An 11870-nucleotide genomic window follows, 5' to 3' on the forward strand; every position below is an offset into this window, starting at 1 on the left:
ATGGACGGACACATCCAGCGGGCGGAACGGCCCGTACCCCTGCTCACCGCCCCTGACCACCAGGGCCATCCGCCCCACGCCGCGGAGCTGATGGCCAAGCAGTTGAAGGGTGCAAACGCTGCGGTCCGGGAGCTGCTGCTGGCACTTTCGGTGGGTTTCGCCCTGCCGGGACCGCTTCCGGCAGACCTCCAGCACAAGTTCATCAGCGGAACGGTGGAGGACCTTGATGCCCTGGTGGACCGCGCCGAAGCCGCAGGCCTGCTGCGGCCGGACGGCACGGTGGTGGGGACCGCCCAACACGCCCTCCTGACCGCCACCCCCACGGCCAAGGTGCACGCGCTCCAGCGGGAGCTCGTAACCGTCTTCACATCCGCAGGACAGCCGCTGGGGAACCTCGCCCGCGAGCTGGCCAGGGGAGGCCTTGCCGATCCACGGGTGGCCGCGGAACTGGAGCAGGCTGGGAACGCCGTGCTGGAGAATGACCCCAGGCTGGCGTCCCAACTCTACGAGGAAGCACTCCTGGCCGGCGCCGACCCGCTGGCCACCGCAGCCAGGCGCGCCCAGGCCGCAGCCGGCGACGGGGAACTGGACGCCGCGGCCCGCATCATCGACGCGCTCCTGGTCAGCCCGGACCCGCCGGACGTGCGCCGCGGAGCCGATGTCGCTGCCTCCGTCTGGGCGCAGCGGGGAATGCTGGCCCGCGGAGCCGACGTATACAGCTGGCTTGGTCCCGGACGGGTGGGCCCCTCCGCACCGCTTGCCGCCGTCGCCATGATCGGCGCCGGTGACCGGGCGGCTGCGGAGGCCTTCTTCCGGCCCGATGCTCCGGCGGCCTCGCCGACGCTGCTTGCGGCCGCCCTGGTCCAGACCGGACAGGGAATCCTGGCCTCCCTGGGGGACAAGCCGCAACAGGGCATCTCCATCCTGATCCATGCCTCGGACATGCTGAACTCGGCGGGCACGGCCCTTCCGCTGCCGGAAACACCGGCGGCCCTGGCAGCCCTGCTGGCCCTGCAGAGCGGTGAGCCGCACCTGGCGGAGACGGTCTGCAAGGCGGCAGCCGCAGCCGGACACGGCGGCAACGCCGCCCAGCCAAGGCTCCTGCTGCTCCAGGCCTGGGCGGCGATGATGCAGGACAAACTCGAGGACGCCCGCCTGGCAGCCACGGAAGCGGCCAAAGCCAATCATTGGCCGCTGGTCCCGCGCGACGAGTTCATGTGCGCCGCCCTGGAGGTGGGGCTTGCGCGCCGGAACGGCGACGTGCCGGAGCTGCTCAGGGCATGGGAACGGGCACGCGAAGCCATGCTCCACACCTCGGTGGACCTCTACAACCTGTTGCCGTGGGGCGAACTGCTGATCGCCGCGGCCCGGCTGCGCGAGACACGCCGGGTGGCGCAGTACCTGGAGGACGCCTGGAAACTGCTGGGCCGCCTGGGTGGTCCTGCCCTGTGGTCCGTTCCCCTGCACTGGTCCGCCGTCCAGGCTGCGCTGCTGAATGAAAGCCCCGCCGATCTTGCTCCCCACGCAACGGCACTGGCGCGGGCCTCTGCCCACAGTCAGCTTGCCGCGGTGCTCGCCACGGCCGGCAAAGCCTGGGTCTCGGTGCTCGCCGGCCGGTTCCGGACCGCCGATGTGGAGGGTGCTGCCCGGCTGCTCGGTGCGGTGGGGATGCCCTGGGAGGGTGCACGGCTGGCCGGGCACGCTGCCGCCCGGGCCGACGAGCGCCGGGACATGATGCGCCTGCTCTCCTGTGCCCGGGACCTTCACCCCCAAGGCAGCCCTGCTGCCGGAGCATCAGGGGCGGCGGAGGTGCAGGCAGGAACCGGTACCGACGCCGGCAAAGCGGGGCAGCCCGACGCCTCCGGTTTGAGCGAGCGCGAAAAGGAAGTGGCCAGGCTGGTGCTTGAGGGCAAGACCTACCGGGAGATCGGCGAGGCAATCTACATATCGCCCAGGACCGCGGAGCACCACATTGCCAGGATCCGGCGCCGGCTGGGAGCGGAAAACCGTTCCGACCTGCTGGCCCGTCTGCGCCTGGCCCTTGGCGTGGAACATTCCCAGCCGCTGAATCCGCAGCAGGAATAACCCCTAACCCCCCTAGACACGGGGGTGCCAGTGCCCCGGAACAGCGCCCGGGGGTAGGGGGAAAGCGCCCGATGCACCGTCCCCGGCGGCGAATCTAGGTTTGAAGCAACCGGATACGTACACCGGATGATCCACAACTCCACGAAGATGTGAGGACCACGCATATGCCAACACTCGCAAATGACCTTGTTCAGTTCCTGATGCAGCTCTTCGGCGACCGGGAGGCGATCCAGGAGTTCCTGGATGACCCGGAGAGGGCACTGCAGGAACACGGCCTGGCCAACGTGTGCTCGGCTGACGTTGACGCCGCCATGCCGGTGGTCCTCGACTACGCTCCCATCACCGTCAATGCCACCTCCTTCGCCCGGGAGCACACCACCGGCGGCAACGGTGTGTGGGCCGGGCAGACGGGGACGCTGGGCGGCCACGGCGCAGGCACCTCCGCCCTCCACGGCGGAGGGGCGGTTGCCGGGCAGGGGGGCGCCGGCTATGACCAGGACGACCACGCCCACGCGGTCCAGCAGCTCCACCACGTGGTGAACCACTTCTCCTACACCACCAACACCACCATGCTGGATGACCGCGTCACCATTACCGACCAGTCCGTCAACCAAAACATCTGGGCGCACGGGGACGTGGAGCAGTGGTTCGACAACGATGCCGTGGTGGCCTCCGGCGACCAGGCCGTGGCCGCCGGTGATGACGCCGCCGTCAGGGACTCCAACAACGTGCGGGACTCCTACAACGTCAGGGACTCCTACAACACCGACCACTCGACCGATAACTCCACGGACAACTCCATCCATGCCGGCAGCGACGTCAGCATCGGCAACGAGCAGACGGACATCTCCGACTCCTTCAACACCGATCTCGGCCTGGACGTGGACGATTCCTTCAACGACAACTCCGACAATTCCCACCACACAGATTACTCGGACCATTCCACCAGCACCGACGTGGACGTGGACGTCCGGGACTCGTTCAACGACAATTCCGACAACTCCACCCACAACTCCGTGGCGGTGGACGACTCCTACAACCAGGACACCTCCACCCTGGTTGAGGATTCCTTCAACCAGGACAGCTCCACCACTACCGCGGTGGATGTCCACGTGGACGACTCGTTCCAGGACAACCCCGCCACCAGCATCGTTGAAGACAACCTGGTGGTGGCGGACAACCAGCTCGATTTCACGGAGGACAACTCCACGCACACGGATGTTGACCTGGACAACCACGCCACCATCGACGATTCGGTGGTTGACGACTCCACCGTGCTGTAACACGCTATTCCCGTGAGGGGAACCGCCCGGATCCGCCTCACGGGAACAGATCTTTTCGGCACTGGGGCAGGGGGGGAGAGGCGGTGGCAGATGCAGAACCGGCACGGCCGGCGGGGCCCATGACGGCCGGACAGCTGGCCAAGCTCGTGGAGCAGGGCCTGCAGCTGGTGGGTGCCGGGGACCGCGAGGACCTGCGCAGGAGATTGGGCCAGGCCATGGTCCGGCTGCAGGACCCCAGCATCAGGGTCATTGTGGTGGGGGAGTTCAAGCAGGGGAAGAGCAAGCTCATCAACGCCCTGGTGAACGCCCCGGTGTGCCCGGTGGATGACGATATTGCCACGTCGCTGCCCACCATCGTCCGCTACGGCGAACCGGCCTCGGCCGCCGTCCTGGTCCCCACGGCGGACAACCAGGCCGGCAACCAGGCGGCCAACCCTGCGGGCGACGGCGGGGACGGCAGCATCGAGCGCCGGCCCATTGAGCTGTCAGAGCTGCCGGCGCTCGTCTCCGAGCAGGGCAACCCGGGAAACAGCCGGAAGCTCGCGGCCGCGGAAGTTTGCCTGCCCCGCCGCGTCCTCACTGGGGGCCTGACCATCATCGACTCCCCGGGTGTGGGCGGCATGGGCTCCACCCACACGCTGACCACCCTCACCGCCCTTCCCACCGCGGATGCCATGCTGCTGGTCTCGGACGCCTCCCAGGAATACACGGAACCGGAACTGCGGTTCCTGCGCCAGGCCATGCGGATCACCCCCAGCGTTGCCGCCGTCCTCTCCAAAACGGACCTGTACCCGGACTGGCGCCGGGTTGAAGAGCTGGACAGGAACCACCTGGACCAGGTGTCACCGGACATCCCCTTGTTCGCGTTGTCCGCAGACCTCCGCCTCGAGGCCTCACGCCTCCAGGACGCCGAGCTCAACGCCGAATCAGGCTTCCCAGCCCTGGTGTCCCACCTGCGCAACGACATTGTGGGCAAGGCGCAGCGCATCCAGCGCCGCTCCGTCAGCCAGGACCTGCTCTCCGTCACCGAAAACCTGCGCCTGTCCCTGCAGTCCGAACTGGACGCATTGGAGAACCCCGACGGCACGCCGCAGATGCTCGCAGCCCTGGAGCAGGCCAAAACGGAGGCGGACGAGCTGCGGAAACGGTCCGCGCGCTGGCAGCTGACGCTCAGCGACGGCATCAACGATCTCATCGCCGACATGGAATACGACCTCCGCGACCGCCTGCGCCGGATCCAACGGGAAGCCGAGAACGCCATCGACCAGGGCGACCCCGGTCCTGTCTGGACGCAGTTTTCCGCGTGGCTCGAAGAGTGCGTTGCCGCGGCGGTCTCGGACACCTTTGTCTGGACCAGCGAGCGGTCGCAATGGCTGGCCGCGCAGGTGGCTGAGCACTTCGCCGCAGACGAGGTGTCACTGCCCGTCCTGCACGTGTCCGACTCCGGGGACGCCCTGGACCCGGTGGACCAGATGCCCGGGCTGGATCCCGGCCGCGTGAACCCGATCCAAAAAGTCCTCATCGGCATGCGGGGATCCTATGGCGGCGTCCTGATGTTTGGCCTCCTGACCGGGATTTTCGGGATGGCCCTGATCAATCCGCTGTCCGTGGGTGCCGGGCTGCTGCTGGGTCGCAAGGCCTACCGTGAGGACAAGGAAACGCGGCTGAAGCGCCGTCAGGGCGAAGCGAAAGCGCTGGTCAGGCGCCAACTGGACGATGTCACCTTCCAGGTGGGCAAGCAGCTGAAGGACAGGCTGCGCCTGGTCCAGCGGACCATCAGGGACCATTTCACCGAGATCGCCGATGAATACCACCGGTCGCTGTCGGACTCGGTGGCAGCAGCCCAAAAGGCAGCCAACTCGTATGCCCAGGAGAAGGAAGGCCGCATCCGGGACATCAGGGCCGAGCTCAAGCGGGTGGACGCGCTGCACCGCGCGGCGGAAGCGGTGGCAGCGGAGGTTGCCGCCGCCGGAACCCGTACCGCGGCAGGGGTGGGATGACGGCGTCCACCACAGCCGGAGCGGCGGCACTGATCCGCGAAGCGCTGGAGGCCTATGCGGATGACCCGGACGCCGTCCAGGCACTGAAAGGCTACGCGCAGCGGTTGGCCGAGCCCCTGCGGATTGCCGTTGCCGGCATGGTGAAAGCAGGGAAATCAACCCTCCTGAACGCCATCATCGGCGAGGAGATCGCGCCCACGGACACCGGCGAATGCACCCGGATTGTCACCTGGTACCGGCATGGACGCACCCCCCGCATCACCCTGCACCCCACGGACGGCCTGCCCCGGAACCTCCCGTTGAAGCGCGTGGACGGGCGCCTGGTCTTCGTCCTGGACGGCGTGCGTGCGGAGGAGGTGGAGCGCCTCGACGTCGAATGGCCGTCGCCGGCGCTGAAGGCCATGACGCTGATCGACACCCCCGGCATCGCTTCCCTTTCCCAGGATGTGTCGGCACGGTCTATTCGGTTCCTGACCCCGGAGGATACGCCGTCGGAGGCCGATGCCGTGATCTACCTGATGCGGCACCTGCACGAATCCGATTTCCGGTTCCTGGAATCCTTCCGAGACATCGGGGCGGGACGCTCGGGCACCGTCAACGCCATCGCGGTGCTGTCCCGGGCCGATGAGGTGGGAGCCGGCCGCATCGACTCCCTGCTGTCCGCCGGCACCATCGCGGAACGGTACAGCCGGGACCCCAACCTACGGAAGCTGGCCCTGGGCGTTGTCCCGGTGGCAGGGCTCCTGGCGCAAAGCGCCCGCACCCTGCGCCAGGCGGACTTCGAGGCCCTCCAGCTGCTTGCCACCCTGGACCGCGCCGCGCGCGAACGGATGCTGCTTTCCGCCGACAGGTTCCGCCGCTCCGCTGAACCGGACGGACTGACGGAAGAGGCCCGGACATCACTGCTGGAGCGCTACGGGCTCTTCGGCATCCGGCTCGCCATGGTCCTGGTCCGCAACGGATTCGGGGAGCCAACAGCCCTGGCCCATGAACTCGCCCGGCGCAGCGGCCTGGACCCGCTGCTGGAGCTGCTGGACCGCCAGTTCCAGGCGAGGGCGGGGGCGCTGAAGGCCAGGACCGCGCTGGCAGCGGTGGAAGACCTCCTGGCCAGCCGGCCGCGGCAGGGAACGGAGCAGCTGGCGGCATCCCTCGAGCGGCTGCAGGCCGGCGCGCACGAATTCCGCGAGCTCCGGCTGCTGGCGGCGTTGCGGACCACAGGGGTGGAACTTGCTCCGGAACTGGCGGCGGAAGCTGAACGGCTCATCGGAGGCCAGGGCGCCGCGGCGTCACAGCGGCTGGGCGTGCCCTCCGATTCGCCTCCGGAGGTCCTGGCGGCGCAGGCCCGCCAGGTGCTGGGCCGCTGGCGCGCGGTCGCTGAAAGCCCCCTGACTGCACGGTCAGCCGTGGAGGCCTGCCGGGTGGTGATCCGCAGCTGCGAGGGCGTGCTGGCCGATTGCACCGGCAGGACGCGGCAGCCGCAATCGGCATAGTGCGGCCGGCAAGGCAAGGACGGGCGGCTCAGCCCCGCGGACGCTGACGCTTTAGCCAGGCTCCCGCTGGCGGCAGGAACAGGAGCACCAGCCCGGCGAAGGCCAGGAGAAGTTCGGCGCCCCACAGCATCACCACGTAACTGCCCGCGGCGCCACTGGGGACCAGGAACGCGGACGCAAGGACCATGACGGGCAGATGGCCGGCCAGCAGCAGCACCAGGGCCCAGCGGCCCCAGGTCCGGCGGCCCATTACTGCGGCCAGTACAGCGGCCTCCAGCAGGGTCACCAGGAGCAGGGCGCCGATGCTGCCCCAGAACACGATGTTCGCTGCGGTTCCCACCGATCCGGCGTCGCTTCCCGAGGCCATGTCCGCCACCACTCCGCGAAGCCGCTGCAGGTTGGAGTCACGGGCCACGAAGGAGCCCAGCAGGACTGCCAGCCCGGCGGCGAAGCTGAAGAGCCACAGCGACCGGGCGGTGCGGACAGTCCGCGGCACAGGGGGAGTGACCGGGATGGGCGGTGGCGCTGAGTAGGACAGGCCGGGCCTCGGTGGGGGAGCGGACAGCCGCCGCTCTTCTCCTCCGGACGGGGACGCCATGGGCGTTATTTCAGTCCGTCGGTATCGTGTTCGTCCGTGCCGCGCGGGTGCTTCCCGCCGTCCTCCTTGGCCTTGGACTCCAGCTCGTCACGCAGCTTCTTCAGCCGCTCGGCCTCGGCCTGGTTGCGGCGGCGTGCCTCCAGGTTGCGCAGGAAGTCCGGGTCGTCATCCGGGGCGGTGGGGTGCGGGTAGCTGGGCCGCGGCTGCGCAGTGCCGCGCGGCCGGCCGATCAGCAGCCACAGCACGGCGCCGAGGAGGGGGAGGACGATCTGCACGATGATCCACGCGGGTTTCGAAATGCCCCGGGTCAGGCGGCCTTCAGTGCGGATCACGTCCACCAGGCCATACACAAAGATGACGAGGACTGCGACGGCCAAAGCCACACGGAAGAGCATGCCATTAAGTCTATCGTCAGGACGCGCAGGGGCTGCTGGCCGGGGCGGCTAAACTTGAATAGTGGCCTTTTTGAAATACTCCCTGATCCGCCTGGCAATCTTCGTGCCCCTGTTTGTCCTGTTCGCGCTCCTGCAGGTCGGGGCGCTGATGGCGGTTATCTGCGCCGCACTCATTGCCTTTGCCATCAGCTACCTGTTCTTCCAGAAGCAGCGCGACGCCGCCTCGGCAGCCCTGCAGCACCGCTTCTCCGGGAAGGCCAAGCCGATGCGTTCCGCCGGCGAGGTCCAGGACGCCAACGCCGAGGACGCCCTGCTGGACGCCAACCCGGACATCACCATCAACAACGCCAAGGGCAGCGGCAAGAAGCGCTAGAACCCGTGGCTGAGGACCAGCCCCAGTGAGAACAGCACGCTGTAGCCGAGGTTGATCAGGCCGGTCTGCTTCAGGACCGGGATCAGGCTCTTGCGCTTGCGGCCGTTGATCATCAGCCAGGCCGGCATCAGGCAGGCCGGAATGAGCAGCAGCACGATCAGGATCCACGGCCGTCCCGGCGCCAGGATCACCACCAGCAGGATGGCTACGGCAAGCATCAGGACGTAGCTTTCGCGCGCGTGCTTGTCCCCAAGCCGCACGGCCAGGGTTTTCTTGCCGGCCTGCATGTCGGTGGGAATGTCCCGGACGTTGTTGGCCATGAGCAGTGCGGTGGCGATCAGCCCGGTGCCGATTGCGCCGATGACCGCGGACAGGCTGATGTGCCCTGCCTGGGTGAAGGTGGTGCCCAGGGTGGCCACCAGGCCGAAGAAGACGAACACGAACAGGTCGCCCAGGCCCATGTAGCCGTAGGGGTTCTTGCCGCCGGTGTAGCCCCACGCGGCCATGACGCAGCCCAGGCCCACCAGGATCAGCCACCATGCCTGGGTGAGGACCACCAGGACCAGGCCAAACACCATGGCCAGGGCGAAGGCGCCGAACGCCGCCCACTTGACGTGTTCGGGCTTGGCGGCACCGGAGCCCACCAGCCGCAGCGGACCCACCCGGTCATCGTCCGTCCCGCGGATGCCGTCCGAGTAGTCGTTGGCGAAGTTCACGCCCACTTGGAGCAGGAGCGCCACCAGCGCCGCGAGGATCGCATTGGGCAGGAGGAACGAGTCCATTTCGTAGGCGGCGGCGGTGCCGATCAGCACCGGCGCGATCGCTGCCGGCAGCGTCCGGAGTCGGGCGCCTTGGATCCATTGGGCGGCTGTTGCCACGGTTAGTACCTCGTGTTGTTTCGGTAAGACGGCTGGATGGAACGTGTGCACCGGCCGCGGTGGTGCAGGTCCACTCTACTTTCCCCCGTGCCGGGAGCTGAGTTCGGCGGCCATGGCGAGCCGGTCCGGTTTTCCATTGGGCAGCATCCGCAGGGCAGGCGCGGTGAGGACCGTTTTGGGCGCCAGCACCCCCAGCTGCCGCTGCCAGTGCTGTTGAAGCACGACGCCGGGGTCCCCGGCCTCCTGCCCGGGTCCGGCTTCACCGGCGGTACCGATCCCGGCGGCACCATGGGGTGCCAGCGCCACGTAGGCCGCCACCGCCTGGCCCCATTCCGCGGAAGGGACGCCCGCCACGAAAGCCGCTGCGACGGCGTCGGACTTTTCCAGCTGCTCCTGCACGTGGCCGGCCGAGACCTTGACGCCGCCGGTGATGATGACGTCGTCCGCCCGGCCCAGCACGGTGAGCCGGCCGTCGTCGTCAATGGTGCCGAGGTCGCTGGTGCGGTACCAGCGAACCCCGTCCTCCTCGAAGAATGTTCCGGTTTCCTCGTCCGGGGCCTCGATGTACCCGGCAGCCACGGTGTCCCCGCCCAGCAGAATCCGGCCGTCCTCCGCCACCCGGACCGAGACGCCTTCCAGGGGGTAGCCGTCGTACACGCACCCACCCGAGGTTTCCGCGGAACCGTACGTGGTGACCACCCGGACTCCGGCGTCGCGGGCGGCGTCCAGCAGGGCCGGGGATGCAGGGGCCCCGCCCAGCAGGATGGCGTTGAAACGGCGGAGCACGGCAAGCGTGTCCGGCGAAGGATCGTCCAGGAGCCGCTGGAGCTGCGTGGGAACCAGGGAAGTGAAGCGGATCTTGTCCGTGAGTTCCAGCGCGGCCGCCGTGAAGGCCTCCGGGGTGAAGCCGCCGGACATGTCCATCACCCATGGCCGGGTCCCGGCAAAGAGGGACCGCACCAGCACCTGGATGCCGGCCACGAACTGCACGGGCAGGGCCAGCAGCCACTGGCCCTCGCCCTTGAGCCGCAGCGCGGTGGCCATCGAGGATGCCGCCAGGGACTCCACGGTCAGCAGGGTTGCCTTGGGCGTGCCGGTGGAACCGGAGGTGCGGACCACGGCCACGGCGTCGTCGCAACCGGGGGTCTCCACGTGGCCCACCACCAGTTCGCCGTCCGGTCCAACGGACAGTTCGACGGCGGGGCCCTCGCCGTGGAGGGCGGCCGCGAGGGCTTTCAGGGCCGGTTCGATGTTGAGCGGGCCGCCGTGGGCGGTGCTGGGTGAGGCTTCGCTGTTCATTGCCGTCCTGCCTTAGAAGTAGTACGGGAAGCGTGACCAGTCGGGGTCGCGTTTTTGCAGGAAGGCCTCCTTGCCCTCCACAGCCTCGTCCGTCATGTAGGCCAGCCGGGTGGCTTCACCGGCGAACACCTGCTGGCCGGCCAGGCCGTCATCGGCAAGGTTGAACGCGAACTTCAGCATGCGGATGGCCTGCGGGGACTGCCGGGCGATGTCAGCTGCGTACTCGAGCGCCACCTCCTCCAGGCGTTCGTGGTCCACGGCCTCGTTGACCGCGCCCATGCGGACCATGTCTTCTGCGGAATATTCGCGGGCCAGGAAGAAGATCTCGCGGGCGGTCTTTTGGCCCACCTGCCGGGCCAGGAGCGCCGAGCCGTAGCCGGCGTCGAAGCTTCCCACCGTGGCGTCCGTTTGCTTGAACTTTCCGTGCTGCCGGGACGCGATGGTGAGGTCTGAAACCACGTGAAGCGAGTGTCCGCCGCCGGCCGCCCAGCCGTTGACGACGGCGATGACCACCTTGGGCATGGTGCGCATCAGGCGCTGGACTTCAAGGATGTGCAGCCTGCCGGCCCGGGCGGGGTCGATGGTTTCCTGGGTCTCGCCGTCGGCGTACCGGTAGCCGTCCCGGCCCCGGATCCGCTGGTCGCCGCCGGAGCAGAAGGAGTGGCCACCGTCCTTGGGGGAGGGGCCGTTGCCGGTCAGCAGGACGGTGGCGACGTCCGGCGTCATCCGGGCGTGGTCCATGGCGCGGTAGAGCTCGTCCACGGTGCCGGGCCGGAACGCGTTACGGACCTCCGGGCGGTTGAACGCGATCCGGACCGTGGGCAGGTCACGCACCCAGCCGCCCCCGGAATCCCGCTCCACCTGCCGGTGGTAGGTCATGTCCTGGAAGTCCTCGAAGCCGGAAACCACCCGCCAGCGCGTGGGATCGAAGACATCGGACACCGGGGCGGGGATCTGGTTGCTCACCGTCCAAGTCTAGTAATCGTGCTTAGCTGATGCAGAACTCGTTGCCCTCGGGGTCCGCCATGGTGTGCCAGGAATGCGGTCCCTGCCGAGCAGACCAAAGGAAGGAAGCCCCGCGTGCCTCGAGTTCGCGCCGCACCTCATCCTTGTCCCTGCCGTCCAGCCGGACGTCCCAGTGCACCCGGTTCTTCACCGTTTTTCCCTCGGGTGCGGTCTGGAACAGGATGCGCCGCTGCGGATCCTTGGCCTCGATCTCCTCCGGTGGCCGGATGGCGGCGCCGTCCTTCCACACCAGGTTTCCGCGGTGCGTCGTGGTCTGGTTTTCGGTGGCGTAGCCCTGCTCAATCATGGAGCGGATAAAGCCTGCGTCCTGCGGTTCCACCGCCCACTGCAGGGTTTCGGCCCACCAGTCGGCCAGCTCATGCGGGCTGGCGCAATCGACAACGATCTGGATGTTTAGTCCCATCCGTCCACGGTAAGGGCGGCCGGGGCGTTGCGGAAGGTCC

11 protein-coding genes are annotated in these 11870 nt (G+C 68.3%); 5 read left to right on the forward strand and 6 right to left on the reverse strand.

The genetic code is table 11. The annotated features are described in order from the left end of the window. From MRBLMD1_RS00675 to MRBLMD1_RS00690, 4 genes are all read left to right on the forward strand, one after another. A complete protein-coding gene (locus tag MRBLMD1_RS00675; RefSeq protein WP_364396505.1) occupies positions 1-2085 on the forward strand; it encodes a LuxR C-terminal-related transcriptional regulator in 2085 nt (694 codons plus the stop codon). Positions 2086-2249: 164 nt separating this feature from the next. Next, positions 2250-3368, forward strand: coding sequence for an IniB N-terminal domain-containing protein (locus MRBLMD1_RS00680; RefSeq protein ID WP_364396508.1), 1119 nt, complete (start codon positions 2250-2252; stop codon positions 3366-3368). 119 nt (positions 3369-3487) lie between these two features. Beyond that, positions 3488-5368: a dynamin family protein gene (locus MRBLMD1_RS00685; protein ID WP_364397970.1), complete on the forward strand. Its 1881-nt coding sequence runs from the start codon at positions 3488-3490 to the stop codon at positions 5366-5368. Continuing rightward, entirely contained in the window at positions 5365-6858 is a 1494-nt protein-coding gene (locus MRBLMD1_RS00690; RefSeq protein WP_364396511.1) for a dynamin family protein, read from the forward strand. The genes MRBLMD1_RS00685 and MRBLMD1_RS00690 overlap by 4 nt, the downstream gene beginning before the upstream one ends. Positions 6859-6886: 28 nt before the next feature. Here MRBLMD1_RS00690 and MRBLMD1_RS00695 read toward each other — a convergent pair whose 3' ends face one another. Continuing rightward, the gene (locus tag MRBLMD1_RS00695; protein ID WP_364396514.1) at positions 6887-7456 is read right to left on the reverse strand and encodes a hypothetical protein; all 570 of its coding nucleotides are present in this window, start codon (positions 7454-7456) and stop codon (positions 6887-6889) included. Between the two features lie 5 nt (positions 7457-7461). Further along, the gene (locus tag MRBLMD1_RS00700) at positions 7462-7851 is read right to left on the reverse strand and encodes a PLD nuclease N-terminal domain-containing protein (RefSeq protein ID WP_364396517.1); all 390 of its coding nucleotides are present in this window, start codon (positions 7849-7851) and stop codon (positions 7462-7464) included. A 61-nt stretch (positions 7852-7912) separates the two neighbouring features. Between MRBLMD1_RS00700 and MRBLMD1_RS00705 the strand changes: the two genes are divergently transcribed. Continuing rightward, positions 7913-8224, forward strand: coding sequence for a DUF4229 domain-containing protein (locus tag MRBLMD1_RS00705; RefSeq protein ID WP_201302388.1), 312 nt, complete (start codon positions 7913-7915; stop codon positions 8222-8224). Here the strand turns inward: MRBLMD1_RS00705 and MRBLMD1_RS00710 are convergent. The 4 genes from MRBLMD1_RS00710 to MRBLMD1_RS00725 all read right to left on the reverse strand — a co-directional run bounded on the left by MRBLMD1_RS00710 (position 8221) and on the right by MRBLMD1_RS00725 (position 11830). Next, on the reverse strand, positions 8221-9102 hold the full coding sequence (locus MRBLMD1_RS00710) for a 1,4-dihydroxy-2-naphthoate polyprenyltransferase (protein WP_159630854.1): 882 nt from the start codon (positions 9100-9102) through the stop codon (positions 8221-8223). The two genes, MRBLMD1_RS00705 and MRBLMD1_RS00710, sit on opposite strands and share 4 nt — an antisense overlap. Before the next feature lie 75 nt (positions 9103-9177). Then, a complete protein-coding gene (locus MRBLMD1_RS00715; RefSeq protein WP_159630856.1) occupies positions 9178-10401 on the reverse strand; it encodes an AMP-binding protein in 1224 nt (407 codons plus the stop codon). Between the two features lie 12 nt (positions 10402-10413). Further along, a complete protein-coding gene (locus MRBLMD1_RS00720; protein ID WP_159630858.1) occupies positions 10414-11367 on the reverse strand; it encodes a 1,4-dihydroxy-2-naphthoyl-CoA synthase in 954 nt (317 codons plus the stop codon). 22 nt (positions 11368-11389) lie between these two features. Then, positions 11390-11830, reverse strand: coding sequence for a VOC family protein (locus MRBLMD1_RS00725; RefSeq protein WP_159630860.1), 441 nt, complete (start codon positions 11828-11830; stop codon positions 11390-11392). Positions 11831-11870 lie beyond the last annotated feature (40 nt).

Origin of the sequence: Pseudarthrobacter sp. LMD1-1-1.1 (assembly GCF_040676255.1) — a bacterium.
Taxonomy (GTDB): Bacteria; Actinomycetota; Actinomycetes; order Actinomycetales; family Micrococcaceae; genus Arthrobacter.

What these genes read in the sequence shown, in the direction of transcription:
- MRBLMD1_RS00675 (WP_364396505.1), top strand. Translation starts at nt 1, where the DNA reads ATGGACGGACACATCCAGCGGGCGGAACGGCCCGTACCCCTGCTCACC.
- MRBLMD1_RS00680 (WP_364396508.1), top strand. Translation starts at nt 2,250, where the DNA reads ATGCCAACACTCGCAAATGACCTTGTTCAGTTCCTGATGCAGCTCTTC.
- MRBLMD1_RS00685 (WP_364397970.1), top strand. Translation starts at nt 3,488, where the DNA reads ATGACGGCCGGACAGCTGGCCAAGCTCGTGGAGCAGGGCCTGCAGCTG.
- MRBLMD1_RS00690 (WP_364396511.1), top strand. Translation starts at nt 5,365, where the DNA reads ATGACGGCGTCCACCACAGCCGGAGCGGCGGCACTGATCCGCGAAGCG.
- MRBLMD1_RS00695 (WP_364396514.1), bottom strand. Translation starts at nt 7,456, where the DNA reads ATGGCGTCCCCGTCCGGAGGAGAAGAGCGGCGGCTGTCCGCTCCCCCA.
- MRBLMD1_RS00700 (WP_364396517.1), bottom strand. Translation starts at nt 7,851, where the DNA reads ATGCTCTTCCGTGTGGCTTTGGCCGTCGCAGTCCTCGTCATCTTTGTG.
- MRBLMD1_RS00715 (WP_159630856.1), bottom strand. Translation starts at nt 10,401, where the DNA reads ATGAACAGCGAAGCCTCACCCAGCACCGCCCACGGCGGCCCGCTCAAC.
- MRBLMD1_RS00725 (WP_159630860.1), bottom strand. Translation starts at nt 11,830, where the DNA reads ATGGGACTAAACATCCAGATCGTTGTCGATTGCGCCAGCCCGCATGAG.